Raw genomic sequence first — 19542 nt, forward strand, 5'->3', positions numbered from 1 at the left:
CTTCCCCGTCCCATACCGGAGACCCGATTGGGCTGGATAGAGTGAGCAGGCGTGTGGTCGCTGCGATGAGCGTCGTTCGGGATCTACTCCTCCAGGCGGATGATCAATTGCGCTACCCGAGCACGGGTGAGCTCCGCTCGATGGTGGAGTTCCTCAGCGGCGGCGAACGGCGGCTGGCAGTGGTGCGGGTGCTCACCGAGAACGAGAAGAAGATCGTTGATGAGGCTGCCAAGCAACTGTTCACCCGCCAGCCCGACTACGTGGCCCCGGGCGGCAACGCCTACGGCCAGAAGCAGCGCGCTCAGTGCCTGCGTGACTACAGCTGGTATCTGCGCCTGGTCACCTATGGGGTCCTGGCTGCCAGCACCGAGCTGATCCAGAAAATCGGTCTGGAAGGCGCCCGCGAGATGTACAACAGTCTGGGCGTGCCGATGCCTGGGATGGTGGAGGCGATGCGCACGATGAGGGATGCCGCCCTTGCTCTGCTCAGCAGCGAAGACGGTGCCCTGGCCGGTCCCTACTTCGACTACCTGATCCAGGGCATGCAGACCTCCACCTGAGCCCGTCCATCACAACGGGCGACGACGCTCCCACACCCCAGACCCAGTCGAGATCCTCTCGACTGGGTCTTTCTTTTAGACCAGGCTCGAGACGCATCCGCGACACAGGAGACGCTGAGCATGTTGGGTCTGAGTGCGGGCTCGCATGGCCGCTGGAGGCCGGAGTTGGAACGCGGGCAGGCCTGACTCGAGCCTGCTCAGGTCGCGCAGATAGGTCCTATCACTGGACTTGCCAAGAGATGCATACGCGACTTCTGCGACAGACCTCCTGGGGCTCAACGGCGAAGGGGATGGGGGCACCTACAGCCCACGACCAGCACAACTGGCTCGTCACGCTAGTCTCGACGGAGACACGCAGCAGGACTGGAGCAGAGTCTCCAATGATACGGCTGATCCTATGGGCCAGGCCCGGTGGCGCGACCGTAAGACGACCGCCGCCGGGAGGCGTGCCGCTTGCACATCTCACGCCGGAACGACGTGCGTACCTGTGTTTGAAACAGGTACGCAGGACCCAGCAACGCAGTGCCGGCAGTGCTTCTTGCGGCCTGTCCAGGGGCTTGGACAGGGTCTACCTGCGTATCTGGACAGGCACCGACCCTGGGCCATCCACCGTCAACCCTGCCCAGCGGCGACAGGGCGGAGAACAGGCCCCAAGGTGGCGGGTGTGTGGGACCCGTGGCCAACAATCAAAATCACCACAAATCCACGTTTCGCGGCGCGCCAGTGTGGGTGTTGACTATCCCGTCTGAGACGCGCTCTGGGTCTTGATGCGCTGCTTAGGTGCGACAGCCGGGAACTGCTCAGGGATTTCGGTAGAGCTCCTTCAGCATCTGGTAGGCCTCGTTCAGGCGGCGCATCGTCTCCTCTGAGCCCCCGGAGTCGGGATGGTGGGCCAGTGCCATCTCCCGGTAGGCCTCGCGAATCGCGCCGAGGGTGAGCCGATGCCCTGGGGCCGTGGGCAGCTGCAACTGCTTGAGGGCACCCTGGAGCGTCATCGTGTGCTCCAGGGTCTGGAAGGAGGTGCCCCGGCGGCGGCGGCGGAATCGGTGCACAAAGCGGCGGATCAGCGTGGGCAGACGCAGATCCAGCGTGGAAGCGCTGAAGGGATCCTCCAGGATCCCGGCCACCACCATCACCCGCTCGAAGCTGGCGGGGCCCGGCGGCCAGGCCGGGGAGAGGCCGCTCATCACCAGGCCGATCAGCGTCCAGCTGAACGGCCTGCCCTCGCTCTGGTCGCACTGGGGCCAAATGTCCTGGGCCAGCCACACCATCGCCGCCTCCAGCACCGCCGGGTGGGCCGGCTTGCCGTAGAGCTCCTGCCAGTGGGTTGCGGCCCGCTCCAGGGCGCGATCAATCACCTCGGATCCCAGTTGGGGCAGCGGTTCGGACGACTCCGCCGGGCCTTCCGCCGGGGGCTGCAGGCTGCGTCGCACCTGCTCGGAGCGGCGGCGCACGAATCCGGGCAGATCAATCCCCCGGCCACCACCTGAGCGTGTGTCCCGCTGGGAGTGCTCCGCTTCGCCCCAGCTGGCGGGGGCAACACGATCGGCCCTGGCGGGGCCGGCGTCGAACTCCAGATCCAGCGCCAGCTCACCACTGCCCTCGCGGGCCACGAGCACCAGGCTGCCCCGTTCATCGAACAGTCCCGGCTGCTCCACAGCGGCCTCAGTGCTCCTTCCCGAGTCGGGGGTGTCGCCGTCAGCCGGGGACTCCTCAGCGCCGGTGGCTGCAGCAGCGCCAATACCGTCGTCCCCGGCCGGCACAGCCGCTGCCGCCATCTCGTCAAGGCCGCCATCGTCGGGTTCGAGGATGTTGCGCAGCAGTCGCTCCACGATCGCGCCGCGGCTGCGCAGGCCGTATTCCCCCTTCAGGGCATCGAGGCGGGCCACCAGCTCGGCACTGAGCTTGAGCTGGATACTGCGCTGGGGCGGATCGCCCCGCAAGTCGTCATCACGCACGGGCCTGGAGTCGCGACGGGTCAGTTCCTCAACAGACCGCGCATCACCTCCTGCTGGGCCTCCACCGCCTCCTGGTAGCGCTCAAGCAACCCGGGATTGACGCCCTGCATGCGCACCGGGGCGGCCTGGGGGAGGTTGGCGGGCGGACGCTGGAGCTGGCCCTGGTGGGGAATGGGGGCCTGCTGCCGGGGAGCCGCAGGCAGAACAGGGGGCGCTGGACGGCGCTCGGGCTGGGGTTGGGGACGGGGAGCCAGCGCAGCCGGAGCCGCCGCGGGCGTGATCACGGACTGCTCAGCGGCCTGGCGGGCCTGCACCATGGCCAGCTGGCTGGAGGGCACCACACTGAGTAGGTGGCCCGGGGTGGCATCGGCCGGGTAGACCATGCTGATGCGCACCGGATTGCTCACATTCGGCTGCAGGTTGAGGGTGGTGAGGGCGTGACTGTCACCTGACTGCATGCCCAGGTGCATCTCCTCGAGCCCATCGCGGGTGCGGACCTGGAGTGACCCCCGGAAGGCCGTGAAACGGGAGGTGCCCGCACGACTGGTGGGATGGCTCATCACCAGTTCGTAGGGGCCGTTGCCGTAGAGATCCAGGTCGATGTCGAACCGCACCCCGTAGGTACCCACGTTATCGAGGGAGGAATCAATCATCCGCACCGCCAGGGGGTTGACCTGGATGTCACGGGTACCGAAGTGGGTGCGGTTGGTGCTGGTGAAGGGCACGTGCAGGGGGCCCTGGCTGCGCAGGTCGTGGCGCAAACTGGCCTGGTAGGTATCGCCGATGGCCACCCCACCGACGCGGGAGAACACCCGCCCGCTCTGGATGTCGCTCAGCATGTTCAGGTAGACCCGGCCGGGCGCCAGCTGTCGGCGGTCCAGCACCGCCACCAGCTCGGCATCGCTGCGGGGGTTTGAGGCCGCCACCACGGCCATCTGGAAGGGACCATCGCTGCTGCCGCGCAGCAGGGCATTGGCGATGCCGAGTGCCGGAAGCTGGGTGCGCAGCAGCACGATGCGGCTGCGGGGGGGAACCCGCACAGCCTGGATCAGATCACGATCCAGGCTGCCGCGCAACATCTGCACCGCAGTGGCATCGCCGGGGCCGGTGTTCCAGGGCCGGGGTCCCAGGGGCCTGACTCCCATCTTGTGGGTGCCGAGGTAGGGGGCCTGGAAACTGTTGCGAACGGCACCCCGTTCGAACCGCACCGTCACCGGGCGGGTGCCGGGATTGATCAGGATCAGTCCCAGGGTGAGTTCGGTGCGACGGTCCTGCGGCCGGATCTGGGCGCGGTAGTCGGGAAAATACTTGTGGTGCAGATGGACCCCGAAGTCTCCGTTGAAGGTGTATTCGGCGTTCTGCATGGCCCGGCCGGTCTCCGCGGCGTAGGAGACCCCCGACTCGGTGGTGATCAGGATCCCCGGCCCGGCCACCTCCTCCGGCTGGTTGGAGTGGAGCACCGGCACCGAGTTGAAGGTGCCAGCCAGGGGGCGAGCCCGCTGGCCGGCCATCAGGGCCACGTAGGCCTGGGCGGGACTCGCCGGTGCCAGCACGGCCACCGCGAGGAGTGTGGACGCCAAGGGGCGCAGGGGGAATGGTGCGATGGAAATCAAGCGCGGCAGTGATCGGGGAGCAGTGGCAGATGGGGGGAGGGTGAATCCGTTCGGGGCCAGGAACCGGGGGCCTCAGGGCCCTACCCTCCAGTTCCGGACCCCCCGCCCGACCCACGGCACCGGCTAGAACCATGGGACCTGAGCAAGTGTGCCATGTTTCCCCCACTGGGTTGCTGCCGCGATGAAGGACCGGCGGGCAGTGGTCTGCGTCGCCACCAGGAGCGCAAGCTGAGGATGCTGCGCTTCTGGCGGGATGGGGCCGAGCGTCAGCTGGCCGCCTTGGAGGCCGCAATCAGCACCCTGGAGCGCCAGATGCAGCGAGACGAGGGCCAGCAGCCCCAGGGCTGAGCAGCCGGCGCAGTTGCTCCAACCCCCTGCGCAGCCGCCGCTGCACGGTCATCGGACTCACCTGCAACAGCTCAGCGGTGCGGCGATAGCTCCAACCGGCCAGTACCACCCGCTCCACCACCGTGCGCAGCGGCTCCTCCAGCTGCCTGAGCAGGGCCGTGGCTTCCGGCCCCGTGGACTCCATCTCCTCCGCTGCTGCCGTGCAGCCTTCAATCCCCTGCCAGTCTTCTGGGAGGGCCTCGTCGAGGCTGAGGGGACGCTGCAGCGGCAGGGAGCCCTCCAGGATCTGCCACTGGCTCAGGTTCAGGCCCATCGCCTGCCGCAGCTGCTCGGCGCTGGGTTCCCCGGCAGCACGGCAGGGCCACTCGCGGCGCAGGCGGCTCAGTTGCTGACGACGCTCCTCCACTCGCCGGGGCAAGCGCACCGGAGCGGCCAGATCCCGCAGGTAGTGGAGGATGGCACCGCGAACATGGGGTCTGGCAAAGGCACTGAAGGGTGTGCTGCTGGCCGGGCGATAGAGCTCCGCAGCCCTCAGCAGGCCCAGCAGGCCCACCTGGATGAGGTCGTCGAGCGGTTCGGCGCAGCGCTGCTGATAGTGGAGAGCGATCGGCCGCACCAGATCGCGATACTGCTCGATGCGGCGGTTGCGCCGCTGGATGCATCGGGGCAGTGCCGGGGTGGTGGAGAGGGTGGACATAACAGCAGATGGAAAGACGTGGTGACGGTCCCGGTTGGGGTCGTCTCTTTCCACAGAGCTGCAGATGACGGGCAATCCGCAACCGTGAAATCACGGAATCTGAGCTGAGCCTCGGTCTCTCAGACGGGCCGGGGGGGACACCTGGCGCAGCAGTTCCCAGGGTCCGTGCTGCAACAGCCAGGGCAGGTTGGAGCCCTCGCTGAGCAGCAGATAGCCGGCGAAGCCGAGGGCATTGAGGCTGAACCCGGCGCAGTGCTCCCGCGTGCGGCGCACCGAGAGGAACCAGTGGTCGTCGAACAGCAGGTTGTAGGGATGGCGGGGCTGGGGATCGTGGTGCAGATCACCCAGCTCCAACGCCACGGCATGGGCCCGGTAGAGCCGCAGCAGCTCCTCCGCCCTGACCTCCTCGCTGGCGGATCGGTGGCCCTGTTCACGGGCGCTGAGGGCGTAGCGCCAGGGCCAGGGGCCAGTGCCGATGGCTGCCGCTGAGCCGTTGATCTGCTTGAGAAACAGGGGGGCCAGGGGACAGCTGGGCTCCCCGCCATGGCGTGGCAGCAGCTGCAGATGGCGATGGGGCTGGCTGGCGCCGGCGGCTGCGCAGCTGTTGAAGAACCACAGTCCGCCGGTATCCGTCGCCACATGCGCCACCGCCGCCCAGTCAAGGGGCCGCAGCCAGCCCGACTGAGGCTGCCACTGCTGGGTAATCACCAACACATGGCCAGGCTGAACCGGGTACTTGTTGAGCAGCACCACATGCTGATCCGCCAGGCGGCGCACCTCCAGCTCCGGCTCCCAGGGCAGGAAGGGATTGGGTTTGGGCCCGCCGCCGCGCAGATGCTTGGGGGCACGGCTGAGCAGACGCCGCAGGCTGAAGGGCTCCAGCTCGGCATAGGTCAGGGTTTCGGTGCGCAGGGGCACCAAAGCCCCATCGCCCCGGGCCTGCCGGGACCGCTCCAGAGCCTCCTGCCAGATCCGCTCAGCTCGCGCCACCACCGGCCTGGAGGCGGGCCAGGGAGGCGCCCTGGTAATAGTGCCCGAGGATCTGGTTGTAAGTGTGGCCCTTAAGGGCCAGATCCTGGGCGCCGTGCTGGCTCATGCTGGCCCCATAACGACCGTGGGCCTCCTGGGTGAGCTGGTAGGTGGCGGCGTAGAGGCTCTCCACGATCGCCCCCTGGTAGCTGAGGATCAGCCCGGCGGTGCTGTCGGCCGCCTGGCGGGTGCGGTCGTTGACGCTGCTCTGGCCCCGGTAGGCCTGCCAGCGGGTGGTGTCGCCCAGGTGCCAGTGGGGGTCGGCGGGGCGAGCCATGTGGGCCAGGGCATAGGAGCGGGCGGCCACAGCCTGGGCGCGCAGGGCCTCCATCGACCAGCTGCTCGGCATCTCGGCACCCACCACCGAGCTGATGTAGCGCTCCAGGCCCAGGTGGTTCACAACCCGCAGGCGCCCACCTTGCTGCAGCAGTCGCAGGCGGCCGGCGTAGGGCTGGCCGTTCACCAGCAGTGCCGGCCCACTGGTCTGCAGCCAGGCCTCAGGCCCGGCGACCCAGAGGCCACCGAGCTGCACGGTGTCGCCGGCAGCACCCTGCTGAAGCACGGCGCCATCCCGGCTGAGCAGCTGCCAGGGTCCCTGGGCCGAGAGGCTGGGGGAGGCTCCCGCCCCCAGCAGGGCCACCCGGATCTCCAGGTCCACCGCGGCGGCGGCGGCCGGCTCCACGAGGCTGGGTACACCGGAGCCGGAGGCCGCTGTCGCCTCCACCGCCGTGGCCTCGACGCCGGCCCGCTGGGCCTCCAGGTCGCGCAGCTGCTGGGCGGCGCTGAAGGTGTCGATCTGGCTGGTCGGCGCCGGCATCTCCAGCAGGGTGTCGAGCAGGTCTCCCTGGCTCACGGCGTGGGGCCTGGGGGCCAGGCTCTGGGCCACATAGCCCACGCTCACGGCGAACAGCGCCAGGGGCGTCAGCACCAGCATCTGCAGCGCGAAGGGCGACCGCAGCCTCAGGGCAGCAGGGAGCGCCAGCCGGCCACGGAAGCCGGCGGCTCCAGACCGCAGGCGGCCGAAGACGGCTCGCCCCCGGGCCAGGGATCCAGTCGCAAGCTTCCATCCCACAGCAGGTGACCCGCTCCGCACAGGCGGATCATGCCTGAAGATGCCGCTTCGCACACCATCCCCCCTGGCCGGTGGGAACACTGCCAGCCCACCACCTCGTTCAGGCCCAGCCGCTGCAACCACCAGGGAGCCACCAGGGCGTGGGCCGATCCGGTCACGGGATCCTCCGGGATGCCCAGGCCCGGGGCCAGAAAACGCAGCTGGTAATGGCAGGGCCTGCCCAGCACCGTGTGGGTTGCGCCCTCCGGCAGGGCCTGCATGAGCACCAGTCCCGGCCGCACCTCCTCGGGCAGCTCTGCGGCCGGCAGCTGGGCGCCCGCCAGCGGCGCCGTGGAGGGCAGCAGCAGCACTCGGTAGTTGAGTGAGGAGTGCCAGCAGGCCTCAAGGGCGGCCACGCCCAGGTGGCGATGGAGGTAAGCCCGCAATTCAGGCTCGGCGGCTACGGGCTGCAGCACGCCGGCGGGCAGCTCGATGTGGGCGGCGCCCTGGCGCCCAGCCTCGAGTTCCACCACCAGGGGCCCACTGCGGCTGTGCAGGGCCAGGCTCGTCCCCGGTCGCAGCATCCGCCAGTGCCCCAGGGCCAGGGTGGCGGCGAGGGTGGCGTGGCCGCAGAGGTTCACTTCGCAGCTGGGGGTGAACCAGCGCAGCAACCAGTGCTCGCCATCACGCAGCAGAAATGCCGTTTCCGACTGCTTGAGGCTGGCGGCCAGGGCCTGCAGCACGGCGGCGTCCAGGGGCTGGCGCAGCAGCACCACGGCGGCCCCGTTGCCGCTGCAGGGACGCTCCGCAAAAGCCTCCACCAGCACGGCGGGCACAGTCATGGCTGGCTGAGCAGGGCCTCGGCTCGCAGCTGCCGCTCCATCAGCGCCCGGGCGGCCTCCTGCGGTGTGCTGCGGCCGTCGATCACGGCCACCACCTGCTCGCAGATCGGCAGGCTCCAACCGCGGGGGCCGGCCAGGGTCAGCGCGGCCCGGGCGGTGCGGGGGCCCTCCACAGTGGCGCCGATGCGCACGCCGGCGGCCTCCAGCCCCAAGCCTTCGGCCAGCAGCAGGCCGCAGCGATAGTTGCGGCTCAGGGTGCTGGTGGCGGTGGCCAGCAGATCGCCGAGGCCGGCCAGGCCGTAGAGGCTGGCGGGCGAGCCCCCCAGCCCCTCCAGCACCACCCCCATCTCCGCCAGGCCACGGGTGAGCAGGGAGGCGCGGGCGTTGGCGCCCAGCTGCAGGCCATCGCAGAGACCGGCCGCCAGGGCCATCACATTCTTGAGCGCGCCGGCCACCTCGGTGCCCAAGGGGTCGTCGTTGATGTAGAGGCGCAGATTGCCGCCGCTCAGGCGGCCCTGCAGATGGGACGCCACCGCCAGCTGGGTGCAGGCAAGCACGCTGGCGGCCGGCAGGCCCTGGGCCAGTTCGGCGGCCAGGTTGGGACCGCTCAGCACCAGCAGGGGAGCCTGCAGACCGTGCTCGAGCCAGATGCGGCTGGCGGTGGTGAGGCATTCCAGGTCGATGCCCTTGCTGCAGCTCAGCAACGGCAGGGTGGCAGGCCAACGGGGAGCGAGGGCTGCGGCCAGGGGGGCGACACCGGCCATCGACACGGCCACCACCCCCAGATCAGCGCCCTGCAGCAGGTCTGCCGGATCACCGCCATCGCGCCGCGACCAGGAGCGCAGCCCATGGCCCTGGTCCTGCCAGAGCTGCGCCAGGGTGCCGCCCCAGGCCCCACGGCCCAGCACGGAGATGCGCAGGGGAGTGCGCGCGGGCATCGGGGGACATGGCAGCGGAGGGGGATTGCCATCATGCGTCCTGAGCCCTGTTCACCCTCAACCCGAACGCCGCTGTGAGCACACCGCCTGACTGGCATCTGCCCCGCTGGCGGGGCCGGGCCCTGGTGGTGGGCTGCGGCGGAATCGGCCGGGCCCTGCTGGCGGCCCTGGCCCGCCGCGCTCCCCAGCTGGAGCTGGTGGGCGCCAGCCGCCAGCCGCTGCCCCTAAGCGGGCCAGAGCTGGGGGCTGTGCCCGTGCTGCCGCTCGATCTGGAGCGGGACGCCAGCCTGGCCGCACTGGCAGTGCAGTTGGCCGGTGGTGCGCCGTTGCGCCTGGTGATTCACACCGCCGGCGTGCTGCAGGACGGGGAGCTGAAACCGGAGAAGCGCCTGGCCCAGGTGCGGCGCTGCCATCTGGAGCGCAGCTTCGCGGTGAATGCCTTCGCGCCGCTGCTGCTGGCCCAGGCGATCGAACCGCTGCTGCCGCGGGACCAGCCGTTTCACTTCGCCAGCCTCTCGGCCCGGGTGGGGAGTATCGGCGACAACCGGCTGGGCGGCTGGTACGCCTACAGGGCCGCCAAGGCTGCCCAGAACCAGCTGCTGCACACCCTGGCGCTGGAGTGGGGCAGGCGCCTGCCGCTGGGCTGCGTGAGCCTGCTCCATCCCGGCACCACCGCCACTGCCCTGTCCGCTCCGTTCCGGGCCAACGTGCCCGAGCGCCAGCTGTTCAGCACCGAGCGGGCCGCGGGCCATCTGCTGGATGTGCTCGGGCAGCGCCGGGCCGAGGACAGCGGTGGGTTCTGGGCCTGGGACGGCCAGCCGATCCCCTGGTGACCGCCAGCCGTGAACGCCGGAGATGGAAACAGGAGCTCAGGCGGCGTGCTGTCGCAGCAGCTCCAGGGGAATCACCTCCAGGGTGCTCTGCTCGGTGGCGACCAGGCGCACGGGTGGGGCCATGCCGTCCTGGTGGGCCTCCAGCCAGCGGGGGGCGCAGACGCACCAGTGATCGCCTGGTTTCAGGCCGGGGAAGCCGTACTGGGGAGCCGGTGTGGAGAGGTCGTTGCCCTGGGCCCGGCTGTAGCTGAGAAAGGCCTCGTTGAGCACACAACACACGGTGTGGCGGCCCATGTCGGCGCCGTTGGTGCGGCAGCTGCCATCGCGGAACCAGCCCGTCATCGGCTCGCAGCTGCACAGCTCCAGGGGCTCACCGAGCACATTGAGAGCCTGGGTGAGGGTGGACTCGACCATGGGTCACGGCAACGGGAAGGATCAGTCTGGTGAGGGCGTCGCGGAATCGGGACCGGGCACCAACCTGGCCCAGAAGGTTGACGGACTGCGGGGGTGAGGCGTTAAAGGTCGATGACGCGTTTCACACCGTCTTTCAGCGCGCCCGTTTCATGAGCTGGGAATTCACCGAAGATGCGGCCTTTCTGGCCCTGTGCGACGCCTACAAGGAAAGCGGTGAACCCTCTGCCGTGGAATTTCTGGCCCACGGCGAAGGCGCCTTTCACTTTCAGGAACTCACCCAGAACGCGGCCGGAGAAGGCCTCGATCTGAGCGATTCCACCAACCTGGAGGAGTTCCAGCAGGAGGTGATCGACGCCCTCGAGGAGATGTGCAGCTGAGGGGCGGGCCGGGGCCTCAGCCGTAGAAGAAGCCAATCTCCCTGTCCTTCAGCCCCTCCCAGCCCGCAGCCTTGAGGCGGGCATCGAGGCTGGCCTGATCGAAGTGCTTGGAGCCGGTCTTCACCACCCGGTTGCGCATCGATTTCTTCACACCACTGCGGGCCCGGCGGCTTTCCAGCTCCATCACCTCGCTGTAGAGGGCAAGCATCTCTGGGGGGATCGGGGTGCCATCGAGATCGATGCCCGCCTGGATGGCGGCATCCACACCGTCGGGTCCGGCAATGGCCATGGTGAGATCGGGGGGTAAGGGGTCAGGCTGAGAAGTAGCGCGCCCTGCTGTGCAGGGCCACCAGAGCGGTGGTGCTCTGCTCGGGATGGAGTTGATCGCTCTCATCCATCGACAGGCCGATGCGCTCGGCCCCGAGCCAGAGCAGCTGCTGGCGGGAGTCGGCCACATTGGGGCAGGCGGGGTAGCCGAAGGAGTAGCGACTGCCGCGGTAGCGCTGGGCGAGCACGTCGCGCAGGGGCATGTCCTGGGGATCGCCATGGCCGAGTTCGCGGCGGATACGGGCATGCACCCACTCCGCCAGGGCCTCGGCCATCTGCACGGCCAGGCCGTGGAAATAGAGATAGTCGCTGTAACGATCAGCGGCGAAGAGCTCCTGGGCAAAGGCCGTGGCCCGCTCGCCCATGGTCACCGCCTGCATCGGCAACCCATCGGCGGCCTGTGGTTCACCAGCGGACCCGACGCTGAGATCGCGGGAGAAATCGGCGATGCAGTAGCGGTTACCGGCGCGCTGGCGCGGCAGATTGAAGCGCCCCAGCTCCCGGCCGGCGCCGCAGGGGTCGGATCCATCGGGCAGGCCGGCGGGGTCGAACACCACCACCGCGTTGCCGCGACGGCCGCAGGGGAAGTAGCCATAGGCCACCCGGGGCCTGAGCAGCTGCTCGGAGCCGCAACGCTCGATCCACTGCTGCAGCACCGGTTCGGCCTTGCTCGCCAGCATCGCCTCGTAGTCGTGGCGCGACTGCTGCTGGCTCTTGCGCAGCTGCCACTGGCCGGCGAACAGGGCGTTGCGATCGAGGTAGGCGAACACCTCCGCCAGCGGGATCTCACTCTCGTCGAGCACCCTGCTGCCCCAGAACGGGGGCGTGAGGGCCGCCTCCTCGGCCACGCTCTCGGAGCGCTGGTCGTTGGGGCTGGCGGCAACGGCGGCGCCATCGCCAGTGCCAATGTCGGCAGCAGCGGGGAGCGGGCCGGCATCGGCGTCCTCTGCGGGGGCCGCGTCCGTGGCCGGGGAGCTGCTGTCCACGGCGTCAGCGAGGCCCAGCCCTTCTGGGGGCCCCTGCAGGAAACCGTTTCGGTCATCCCAGGCCTCGGCGGCCTTGGCTTCCATCAGGGCGTCCATGAAGCGCAGGTCGGCAAAGGCGTCGCGGCCATAGATCACCTGGCCGCGGTAGGCCGCACGGCAGTCGCCGTGCACAAAGCGGGGCGTGAGGGCGGCACCACCGAGGATCACCGGCACAGCGATGCCGGCCTGGTTGAACGCCTCCAGGTTGTCCTTCATGAAGGCGGTGGACTTCACCAGAAGCCCGCTCATGGCGACGCAATCGGCCTGATGCTGCTGTTGGGCCTCGATGATCGCCTCGCAGCTCTGTTTGATGCCGAGATTGATGACCTCATAGCCATTATTGGTGAGGATGATGTCAACTAGATTCTTGCCAATATCATGAACATCGCCCTTCACCGTGGCGATCAGGAACTTGCCCTTGCTGCTGCTTTTCCCCTCCACCTTCTCCATGTGGGGTTCAAGATAGGCCACAGCGCTCTTCATGGTTTCAGCGCTCTGCAGTACGAAGGGCAGCTGCATCTGCCCGGAGCCAAATAGTTCACCCACAACCTTCATGCCATCAAGCAAGAAGGAATTGATGATCTGCAGTGGCGGATAGCTGTGCATCGCCTCATCGAGGGCCGGCTCGAGACCGATACGCTCGCCATCGATGATGTGCTGCGTGAGCCGTTTCTCCACCGGCAGATCGGCCAGGGACGGACCGGAGGCCCGCGCCTCCCTGGCACTCACCCCCTCGAACAGCGTGGTGAGCTCGGTGAGGGGGTCGTAGCTGCAGATGGCACCGGGCGCATCACTCTCGAAGCGCCTCCGATCGTTAATCAGATCACGGCACACCTGCAGCTGCTGCTCGCTGATCTTGGCCAGGGGCAGGATCTTGGCGGGGCTCACGATCGCCGCATCCATGCCTGCCTCGCAGCAGGCATGCAGAAACACCGAATTCAGCACGATGCGCGCCGCCGGCGACAGTCCAAAGCTGACATTGCTGACCCCCAGAACCACATGCACACCCGGCAGGCGTTCACGGATCCGGCGGATCGCCTCCACCGTGGCCTGGGCATTCCTGCGGTCTTCCTCGATTCCGGTGGAGATCGGCAGGGCCAGGGGGTCGTAGAAGAGTTCCCGGGCCGGGATGCCGAACTCCAAAGCGTCGCGGTAGGCCCGTTGGGCAATGGCGAACTTCTTCTCGGCCGTGCGCGCCATGCCCTCCTCATCGATGGTGCCGATCACCACAGCGGCGCCATAGGCGCGGGCCAGCTCCAGCACCTTGAAGAAGCGCTCAGGGCCATCTTCATAGTTGGTGGAGTTGAGGATGCACTTGCCACCGGCCACCTTCAGGCCGGCCTCCATCTTCTGCCACTCGGTGGAATCGAGCATCAGCGGCAGATTCACATTCGTCACCAGCCGGCTCACCAGCTCGTGCATGTCGCGCTCGCCGTCGCGGCCCACGTAGTCGACATTGACATCAAGCACATGGGCGTTTTCCTTCACCTGGCCGCGGGCCACCGCCACGAGGCCGTCCCAGTCCTCCTCGGCCAGCAGCTCCCTCACCTTCCTGGAGCCGCTGGCGTTGAGGCGCTCGCCGATGATCAGAAAGGAGTTGTCCTGGTGGTAGGGCGTGGTGCCATAGAGCGAGGCGGCGGCAGGCTCGTAGTGCAGCGCAGGGCGCGGTTCGCCAGCGCTCAGCTCCCTGCCATCGGGATCACAGCTGCCGCCTCGCACCGGGCGCTCCGCCGGTCTGAGGTCGGCAGCCAGCTCGGCCAGGGCGCGGATGTGGGCGGGAGTGGTGCCGCAGCAGCCTCCGATCACCTGCACCCCGAGATCCTCCACGAAGTGCATCAGCTGCATCTTCATCTCGATCGGGGTGAGCCGGTAGTGGGCCACCCCGCCCACGTTCTCCGGCAGCCCGGCGTTGGGGATACAGCTCACCACAAAGGGGCTGTGCTCACTCAGGTAGCGGATGTGCTCCTTCATCTGCTCCGGACCGGTGGCGCAGTTGAGGCCCAGCACATCGATCGGAAAGGGCTCGAGGATCGCCACCACCGCGGCGATGTCGGACCCCACCAGCATCGTGCCGGTGGTCTCCATGGTCACGCTCACCATCAGCGGTCGACGCAGACCGGTTTTGGCGAAGGCCGCCTCGATGCCATGCAGGGCGGCCTTGATCTGCAGCACGTCCTGGCAGGTTTCCACGATGAACAGATCCACATCGCCGGCCAGCAACCCCTCCGCCTGCTCGGCAAAGGAGGCCTTCATCGTGTCGAAGTCGACATGGCCGAGCGTGGGCAGCTTGGTGGTGGGGCCCATGGAGCCGGCCACGAAGCGCGGTTTCTCGGGTGTGGAGAAGGCAGCGGCCATCTCCCGCGCCAGCTCGGCCGCCCGACGGTTGAGGGCAAAGGCCTGATCGGCGATGTCGTATTCGGCCAGCACCAGGGAGGTGGCGCCGAAGGTGTCGGTTTCGATCACATCGGCGCCGGCCTCCAGGAACTGGCGGTGCACCTCCAGCACGGCCTCGGGTTTGCTGAACACCAGCACCTCATTGCAGCCCTCCAGGGCCGGTCCGCCGAAATCGGCGGCCGTGAGATCCATCTGCTGCAGGGAGGTGCCGGTGGCACCGTCGAACACGATCACCGGCCGCTGGGGAGCATGCAAACGCTCCAGAAACCCCCCATGGCCGGCGGCTGGGGATCCAGGGGGAGCGGAAGCCGTGCTGCTGGCCATCAGCCGTCGAGACGCACGCGGGTGACCCAATGGTCATAGTCCGGATCGCGCCCTTCTGTGATCGCCGTCAGGCGCTCCCGCAGGCGGGCCATCACCGGCCGGTCGCCACCCAGGTCGGTGGCCTCCACCCGGCGCACCGGCGTGACCTTGGCGGCGGTGCCGCTGAGGAACACCTCATCGGCGATGAACAGTTCACTCTTGTCCACCGCTCGCTCCAGCACCGTGATGCCCATGGCCCGGGCCAGCTCGATCACACTGGCTCTGGTGATGCCCTCAAGGATGTCCTGATCCACCCCCGGTGTGATCAGCACCCCGTCGCGCACGATGAACAGATTCATGCCGCTGGCCTCGCTCACCTTGCCGCGACTGTTCATCAGGATCGCCTCGTCGAAGCCGCTCTTCACCGCTTCGGTCTTGGCCAGGGAACTGGTGATGTAGGCGCCGCTGATCTTGCCGCGCAGGGGCAGGGAGCGGTCTTCCTGGCGGACCCAGGAGCTGATCCGGCAGCTCACACCGTCGGGGGAGAGATAGTCGCCCAGCTCGATCCCATAGATCAGGAAGTCAGTTTCGATGTTGTGCAGCCGAGGCGCGATCCCCAGATCGGAGGTGTAAACAAAAGGCCGCAGGTACACCGGGCAGGTGGGCCGGTTGGCCCGCAGAACCGCAGCGATGGCCTGGTGGATCGTGGCCTCGCTCAGCTCCGTGAGCAGCAGCCTGGCGCTCTGGCTCAGGCGGCGGGCGTGACGCTCGGCCCGGAACAGCAGGATCTCGCCAGGGTCGGCGGGATTGGGCAGGGCACGCATGCCCCCGAAGGCGCCGGTGCCGTAGTGCAGGGCGTGGGTGGCCACCGACAGGGTGGCTTCAGCGAACGGCACACAGCGGCCACGGAACCAGGCTTGGGGCAGGAACTGGTGCATGGGTGAGCGCTGCGACCAGGATGGCAAGGGACTCGATCTTCTCACCGCACCCAGCAGGATGGGGCCATGCACAGGCTGGCGGCGATCCCGGGCGACACAGCGGCGGCAGACAGCTGCGCCTTCGTCGAGCAGCCGCCCGCACCGGTGCTGCTGCTCACCAGCGCCGACACCGACCTGCTGACGCTGGAAGCGCTGCTGGAGGCCGAACCGGCGCTGCTCGGGGGAGAGCTGCGTGGGCTCAACCTGGCGGCCCTGGCCCACCCGGCCGTGATCGACCACTACCTCAGCAGCACCGTGGCGGCTGCCCAGCTGGTGGTGGTGCGGCTGCTGGGGGGCCGGGGCCACTGGAGTTACGGACTGGAGCGGCTGCGGCTCTGGGCGGCCGAGAGGACGGACCGCCAGCTGCTGGTGCTGGCCGGCACCGCCGAGGAGGAGGAGAGCCTGGCCGCGCTGGGCAATGGCGAGCCGGAGCTGGCGATCGCCCTGGCCCGCTGCCTGCGGGTGGGCGGACCGGAGAACGGACGGCTGCTGCTGCAGTGCCTGGCCGCCCTGCTGCGGGGGGAGACTCCGCAACCGCCGCAGCCCCTGCCCCTGGCCGATCCCTGCCCCCATGACTGGCGCCAGGAGAGCGGCCCGCGAGTGGGTGTGGTGGCCTACCGGGCCCTGTTGCAGGCGGGAAACGTGGGCTGGCTGGAGGCCACCCTGGAGGCCCTGCGCGCCCGAGGCCTGTGTCCGCGGACGCTGTGGGTGAGCGGCCTGCGCGATGGTGCCGTGCAGCACGGGGTGGCCGACCTGCTGGAGCGCGAGCGGGTGGAGGCGGTGGTGTGCAGCACCGCCTTCGCCTCGGTGCAGTTCGAGGAGGCAGGCCTGGGGGCGCCGCTGTGGGAGCGGCTGGCCGTGCCGGTGCTGCAGCTGCTCTGCAGCAGCCAGCCGCGCCAGCGCTGGCAGACCAGCAGCATCGGCCTGTCGCCCACCGACCTCACCCTGCAGGTGGCCCTGCCGGAACTGGACGGGCGGATCACCACCCGCATCGGAGCCTTCAAGGAGTGCCGGGGGGCCAGCGCCAGGCTGGCGTCGGGGCTGCAGCGGCTGGAGCCAGACCTGGAGCGCCTGGCCTGGATCAGCGCGCTCACAGCCAACTGGATCGCCCTGGCCCGCACGCCGGCCGAGCAGCGCCGGATCGGCCTGGTGCTGGCCAACTACCCCACCCGCAACAGCCGACTGGCCAACGGCGTGGGCCTCGACACCCCGGCCTCGGCCGCCGCCATGCTGCGCTGGCTGCGGGAGGCGGGCTATGGCCTGGACCACGGGGCCGGGGGGGCTGGCGTGGACCTGCCGGGGGACGGTGAGGCCCTGATTCAGGCCCTGCTGGCGGGCCGCAGCAACGATCCGGAGAGCACCCACCGGCCGGCACTCGACCATCTGTCCCTGGAGGACTACCAGCGCTGGTACCTGCAGCTGCCGCTGGCGGGCCGGCAGCGGCTGGAGGCGGTGTGGGGTGCGCCGGAGGCCGATGCCGGCCTCGAGAGCTGGAACCTCGGCGGGCGGAGTGAACCCGGCTTCCCGATCCCCGGTCTGCGCTTCGGCAACGTGGCGCTGCTGATTCAGCCAGCCCGGGGCTACGACCGCGATCCCAGCCTCAGTTACCACGCGCCGGATCTGCCCCCCACCCATGCCTATCTGGCCGTCTACCTCTGGCTGCGGCAGCAGTTCGGGGCCCAGGTGGTGGTGCATGTGGGCAAGCACGGCAACCTGGAGTGGCTGCCGGGGAAGGGGCTCGGCCTCTCCGACCACTGCTATCCGGAGTGGGCCCTGGGCCCGCTGCCCCACCTCTACCCGTTCATCGTCAACGACCCCGGAGAGGGCTCCCAGGCCAAACGCCGCAGCCAGGCGGTGATCCTCGATCACCTCACCCCGCCCCTGGGCCGCGCCGGCCTGCACGGGGAGCTCCAGCAGCTCGAATCCCTGCTGGATGAATACTGGGAAGCCACCCAGCTGGGCGGCGGCGAGCGGGCCGCCGTGCTGCGCCGCACCCTGGACCGGCGGCTGGCCGAGCTGGAGCTGCCACTCACCGCCAGCGGCGCAGAGGCCACCGGCGACGTCGATGGCTTGACGGCAGCGGATGGAGCCGCCCGCCTGGAGGCCCGCCTCGATGCCGCCGACGGCTACCTCTGCGAGCTCAAGGAGGCCCAGATCCGGCTGGGGCTGCACACCTACGGCCACCTGCCGGAGCCCCAGCAGCTGGCCGAACTGCTGCTCTGCCTGGCGCGAGCGCCCCAGGCCGGTCTGGCCGGCCTCACCCAGGCTCTCGCCCGTGACCGGGGCCTGACACTGGACCCCTGGGCCGACCCGGAGGAGGCGCCGCTGGCCGAAAGCGACCGGCGGCAGCTGGCGCCGGCGCGCAAGGTGGGCGATGGCGTGGCGCTGCTGGAGGAGCAGGCCCTGGTCCACTGCCGGGCGCTGCTGGAGCAGCCCGCGTCGGTGGCTGAAGCGGGTCCTTGCACCGGGCCGGTGCTGGACCATGCCCGGCGGGTGCTGGTGCCCCGCCTGCTGGCCTGCGCCGAGGCGGAGAAGGAGGCCTTCCTGGCCGGGCTGGCGGGGCGCCGCATCGCCGCCGGGCCCTCAGGGGCGCCCACCCGCGGGCGACCCGATCTGCTGCCCACCGGGCGCAATTTCTATTCGGTGGATCTGCGCGGCCTGCCCAGCGAGGCGGCCTGGGACCTGGGCCGGCGCAGCGCCGAGCTGCTGCTGGAGCTGCACCTGCAGGAGCAGGGGGAACACCTGCGCACCCTGGCCCTCTCGGTGTGGGGCACGAGCACGATGCGCAACGGCGGCGAGGACATCGGCCAGGCCCTGGCGCTGTTGGGGGTGCGGCCGGTGTGGGATGGCCCCACCCGGCGCCTGGTGGACCTGGAGGTGATTCCCCTCAGCCTGCTGGGGCGGCCGCGGGTGGATGTGACCCTGCGCATCTCCGGCCTGTTCCGCGACGCCTTCCCCCAGCTGGTGGGCTGGATGGACCGGGCCACGGCGCTGGTGGCGGCCCTGGATGAGGCGGAGCCCGACAACCCCCTGGCGGCGGCGGCCCGGCGGGAGGGCCACTGCGCCCGTGTGTACGGCTCAGCTCCAGGCGCCTACGGCGCCGGCCTGCAGGGACTGATCGACAGCGGCCAGTGGGAGCGGCGCGCCGACCTGGGGGAGGCGTTTCTGAACTGGAGCAGTTGGCGCTATGGCGAAAGCCGGCCGCAGGGCCAGGCCGGTGGAGCTGGCGGGAGTGCTGCCGGAGCCGGAGCGATCGAGGCCAGCGCCGACCGCAGCGGCCTGGAGCAGCGCCTGGCGGCGGTGCAGGTGGTGCTGCACAACCAGGACAACCGCGAGCACGACCTGCTCGACTCCGACGACTACTACCAGTTCCAGGGCGGCCTCAGCGCCGCTGCCGAAACCCTCCAGGGAAAGGCACCGGCGCTGTGGTTCGGCGACCACTCCCGCCATGCCCGCCCGCGGCTGCACCGGGTGGAAAAGGAGTTCGACAAGGTGCTGCGCTCACGCCTGCTCAATCCCCGCTGGATCGAGGCCATGCAGCGCCACGGCTACAAGGGTGGCTTCGAAATGGCCGCCAGCCTCGACTACCTCTTTGCCTACGACGCCAGCACCGGACGGGTGCCCGACTGGGGCTATGGCGCTGTCTGCGAGCGCTGGCTGGGGGATGGTGCGGTGCGGGCCTTTCTGGAGCGCAGCAACCCCTGGGCCCTGCGGGACATGGCCGAACGACTCCTGGAGGCCCACCACCGGGTGCTGTGGACGGGTGCGCAGTCAGGACAGCTGGAGTGGTTGCGCCAGCTGGTGCTACACAGCGAGGGTCTGATCGAAAGCCGCTGACCGCGGCCCTCTGCAGGTC

16 protein-coding genes are annotated in these 19542 nt (G+C 69.4%); 5 read left to right on the forward strand and 11 right to left on the reverse strand.

What is annotated here, in order from left to right:
• Nucleotides 1-65: 65 nt before the first annotated feature.
• Nucleotides 66-560, forward strand: a complete 495-nt coding sequence (locus KBY96_RS04555) for an allophycocyanin subunit alpha-B (RefSeq protein WP_254978033.1) — start codon at nucleotides 66-68, stop codon at nucleotides 558-560.
• An 800-nt stretch (nucleotides 561-1360) separates the two neighbouring features.
• On the opposite strand, the gene KBY96_RS04560 is transcribed toward KBY96_RS04555, so the two are convergent.
• Both KBY96_RS04560 and KBY96_RS04565 read right to left on the reverse strand, forming a co-directional pair.
• The gene (locus KBY96_RS04560; RefSeq protein WP_254978034.1) at nucleotides 1361-2518 is read right to left on the reverse strand and encodes a ribbon-helix-helix protein, CopG family; all 1158 of its coding nucleotides are present in this window, start codon (nucleotides 2516-2518) and stop codon (nucleotides 1361-1363) included.
• Nucleotides 2519-2538: 20 nt separating this feature from the next.
• Nucleotides 2539-4107 (reverse strand): DUF3370 family protein, encoded by a 1569-nt coding sequence (locus KBY96_RS04565; RefSeq protein ID WP_396122260.1) that lies wholly within the window; start codon nucleotides 4105-4107, stop codon nucleotides 2539-2541.
• A 177-nt stretch (nucleotides 4108-4284) separates the two neighbouring features.
• On the opposite strand from KBY96_RS04565, the gene KBY96_RS04570 reads away from it, so the two are divergent.
• Nucleotides 4285-4479 carry a sigma factor SigF gene (locus KBY96_RS04570; RefSeq protein ID WP_254978035.1) on the forward strand — a complete coding sequence of 65 codons (195 nt, stop codon included), beginning with the start codon at nucleotides 4285-4287 and terminating at the stop codon, nucleotides 4477-4479.
• Here the strand turns inward: KBY96_RS04570 and KBY96_RS04575 are convergent.
• From KBY96_RS04575 to KBY96_RS04595, 5 genes are all read right to left on the reverse strand, one after another.
• Nucleotides 4424-5176 carry a sigma-70 family RNA polymerase sigma factor gene (locus KBY96_RS04575; protein WP_254978036.1) on the reverse strand — a complete coding sequence of 251 codons (753 nt, stop codon included), beginning with the start codon at nucleotides 5174-5176 and terminating at the stop codon, nucleotides 4424-4426. The two genes, KBY96_RS04570 and KBY96_RS04575, sit on opposite strands and share 56 nt — an antisense overlap.
• A 90-nt stretch (nucleotides 5177-5266) precedes the next feature.
• Nucleotides 5267-6166, reverse strand: a complete 900-nt coding sequence (locus KBY96_RS04580; RefSeq protein WP_254978037.1) for an ATP adenylyltransferase — start codon at nucleotides 6164-6166, stop codon at nucleotides 5267-5269.
• The gene (locus tag KBY96_RS04585) at nucleotides 6153-7139 is read right to left on the reverse strand and encodes a SpoIID/LytB domain-containing protein (protein WP_254978038.1); all 987 of its coding nucleotides are present in this window, start codon (nucleotides 7137-7139) and stop codon (nucleotides 6153-6155) included. The genes KBY96_RS04580 and KBY96_RS04585 overlap by 14 nt, the downstream gene beginning before the upstream one ends.
• A gap of 26 nt (nucleotides 7140-7165) precedes the next feature.
• Complete coding sequence (locus KBY96_RS04590) at nucleotides 7166-8098, reverse strand: PhzF family phenazine biosynthesis protein (RefSeq protein ID WP_254978039.1); 933 nt, start codon at nucleotides 8096-8098, stop codon at nucleotides 7166-7168.
• Nucleotides 8095-9036, reverse strand: a complete 942-nt coding sequence (locus tag KBY96_RS04595) for an NAD(P)H-dependent glycerol-3-phosphate dehydrogenase (protein WP_254978040.1) — start codon at nucleotides 9034-9036, stop codon at nucleotides 8095-8097. The genes KBY96_RS04590 and KBY96_RS04595 overlap by 4 nt, the downstream gene beginning before the upstream one ends.
• A 74-nt stretch (nucleotides 9037-9110) precedes the next feature.
• Here KBY96_RS04595 and KBY96_RS04600 point away from each other — a divergent pair, with 74 nt between their 5' ends.
• Nucleotides 9111-9869: an SDR family NAD(P)-dependent oxidoreductase gene (locus KBY96_RS04600; protein ID WP_254978041.1), complete on the forward strand. Its 759-nt coding sequence runs from the start codon at nucleotides 9111-9113 to the stop codon at nucleotides 9867-9869.
• A 36-nt stretch (nucleotides 9870-9905) separates the two neighbouring features.
• On the opposite strand, the gene KBY96_RS04605 is transcribed toward KBY96_RS04600, so the two are convergent.
• Nucleotides 9906-10283 carry a DUF2237 family protein gene (locus tag KBY96_RS04605; protein ID WP_254978042.1) on the reverse strand — a complete coding sequence of 126 codons (378 nt, stop codon included), beginning with the start codon at nucleotides 10281-10283 and terminating at the stop codon, nucleotides 9906-9908.
• A 149-nt stretch (nucleotides 10284-10432) separates the two neighbouring features.
• Here KBY96_RS04605 and KBY96_RS04610 point away from each other — a divergent pair, with 149 nt between their 5' ends.
• The gene (locus tag KBY96_RS04610) at nucleotides 10433-10660 is read left to right on the forward strand and encodes a hypothetical protein (RefSeq protein ID WP_254978043.1); all 228 of its coding nucleotides are present in this window, start codon (nucleotides 10433-10435) and stop codon (nucleotides 10658-10660) included.
• Nucleotides 10661-10676: 16 nt separating this feature from the next.
• Here KBY96_RS04610 and KBY96_RS04615 read toward each other — a convergent pair whose 3' ends face one another.
• Genes KBY96_RS04615 through KBY96_RS04625 form a run of 3 tightly spaced genes read right to left on the reverse strand, consistent with a single transcriptional unit; the run spans nucleotide 10677 to nucleotide 15647 of the window.
• Nucleotides 10677-10949, reverse strand: a complete 273-nt coding sequence (locus KBY96_RS04615) for a DUF4090 family protein (protein WP_254978044.1) — start codon at nucleotides 10947-10949, stop codon at nucleotides 10677-10679.
• 22 nt (nucleotides 10950-10971) lie between these two features.
• Entirely contained in the window at nucleotides 10972-14730 is a 3759-nt protein-coding gene (metH, locus tag KBY96_RS04620) for a methionine synthase (RefSeq protein WP_254978045.1), read from the reverse strand.
• Complete coding sequence (locus KBY96_RS04625) at nucleotides 14730-15647, reverse strand: branched-chain amino acid transaminase (protein WP_254978046.1); 918 nt, start codon at nucleotides 15645-15647, stop codon at nucleotides 14730-14732. Before KBY96_RS04625 ends, metH begins: the two co-directional genes overlap by 1 nt.
• Nucleotides 15648-15713: 66 nt before the next feature.
• Between KBY96_RS04625 and cobN the strand changes: the two genes are divergently transcribed.
• Nucleotides 15714-19523 (forward strand): cobaltochelatase subunit CobN, encoded by a 3810-nt coding sequence (cobN, locus tag KBY96_RS04630; protein ID WP_254978047.1) that lies wholly within the window; start codon nucleotides 15714-15716, stop codon nucleotides 19521-19523.
• The last annotated feature ends 19 nt before the right edge of the window (nucleotides 19524-19542 follow it).

Source organism: Cyanobium sp. ATX 6A2 (assembly GCF_024346355.1).
Classification (GTDB): domain Bacteria; phylum Cyanobacteriota; class Cyanobacteriia; order PCC-6307; family Cyanobiaceae; genus NIES-981.

Bases quoted from the DNA above. Each gene is read 5' to 3' on its own strand.
- KBY96_RS04610 (WP_254978043.1), top strand. From the start codon at position 10,433: ATGAGCTGGGAATTCACCGAAGATGCGGCCTTTCTGGCCCTGTGCGAC.
- KBY96_RS04595 (WP_254978040.1), bottom strand. From the start codon at position 9,036: ATGCCCGCGCGCACTCCCCTGCGCATCTCCGTGCTGGGCCGTGGGGCC.
- KBY96_RS04555 (WP_254978033.1), top strand. From the start codon at position 66: ATGAGCGTCGTTCGGGATCTACTCCTCCAGGCGGATGATCAATTGCGC.
- KBY96_RS04605 (WP_254978042.1), bottom strand. From the start codon at position 10,283: ATGGTCGAGTCCACCCTCACCCAGGCTCTCAATGTGCTCGGTGAGCCC.
- KBY96_RS04615 (WP_254978044.1), bottom strand. From the start codon at position 10,949: ATGGCCATTGCCGGACCCGACGGTGTGGATGCCGCCATCCAGGCGGGC.
- KBY96_RS04570 (WP_254978035.1), top strand. From the start codon at position 4,285: ATGTTTCCCCCACTGGGTTGCTGCCGCGATGAAGGACCGGCGGGCAGT.
- KBY96_RS04575 (WP_254978036.1), bottom strand. From the start codon at position 5,176: ATGTCCACCCTCTCCACCACCCCGGCACTGCCCCGATGCATCCAGCGG.
- KBY96_RS04585 (WP_254978038.1), bottom strand. From the start codon at position 7,139: ATGCTGGTGCTGACGCCCCTGGCGCTGTTCGCCGTGAGCGTGGGCTAT.
- cobN (WP_254978047.1), top strand. From the start codon at position 15,714: ATGCACAGGCTGGCGGCGATCCCGGGCGACACAGCGGCGGCAGACAGC.
- metH (WP_254978045.1), bottom strand. From the start codon at position 14,730: ATGGCCAGCAGCACGGCTTCCGCTCCCCCTGGATCCCCAGCCGCCGGC.
- KBY96_RS04625 (WP_254978046.1), bottom strand. From the start codon at position 15,647: ATGCACCAGTTCCTGCCCCAAGCCTGGTTCCGTGGCCGCTGTGTGCCG.
- KBY96_RS04590 (WP_254978039.1), bottom strand. From the start codon at position 8,098: ATGACTGTGCCCGCCGTGCTGGTGGAGGCTTTTGCGGAGCGTCCCTGC.